This is a genomic window from Thiomicrorhabdus heinhorstiae (assembly GCF_013391765.2).
Taxonomy (GTDB): domain Bacteria; phylum Pseudomonadota; class Gammaproteobacteria; order Thiomicrospirales; family Thiomicrospiraceae; genus Thiomicrorhabdus; species Thiomicrorhabdus heinhorstiae.
On the sequence record NZ_JACBGI020000061.1, the window covers coordinates 1 to 460 of the forward strand.

General features: G+C 64.3%; 1 protein-coding gene. It reads right to left on the reverse strand.

All coding sequences use genetic code 11. The annotated features are described in order from the left end of the window. Positions 1-431 (reverse strand): structural cement protein Gp24 (locus tag H8792_RS12365; RefSeq protein WP_185979387.1); only part of this gene is annotated, 431 nt, incomplete at its 3' end. Positions 432-460: the final 29 nt, after the last annotated feature.

Genomic DNA, 460 nt, shown 5'->3' on the forward strand with positions numbered 1-460 from the left:
TTGGTAAACAGCCCCACCGGCACCTGCGCCTCGTTGTCCGGGCTGATGGCGACAAACACCGGGTCGCCGTGGCTGATGCTCACGTCCTGCGGCTTGCTCACATACACAAGCACGCCCAGACCCGGCTCAATCACCCCGACCTGTGACTTGGCCCACAGAAACGCCCAGCCATCGCTGTCCACCTCGGCGGCATAGGTGTAGCCGACAAGGCCCACCAGTTGCTCGGCAGTGCTGTCGGGCTGGGGGGCCTGCACTGCAAACGAGCGCAGGTCAGCGTCATTGCTGCTGGGCGCGCCCTTGACCACGGCACGACCAACATACACATCGGTTTCGCAAAAGTAGCTGGCGTGGGGGTCGCGGCTCACGCTGCGCATATCGGCCAATTGGCCGGGATAGCCCGCCACGCGGGCGCTGGGGTAGCTGTCTTGCACAGCAGGTCGGCTGTTGTGAGGGGTCATTT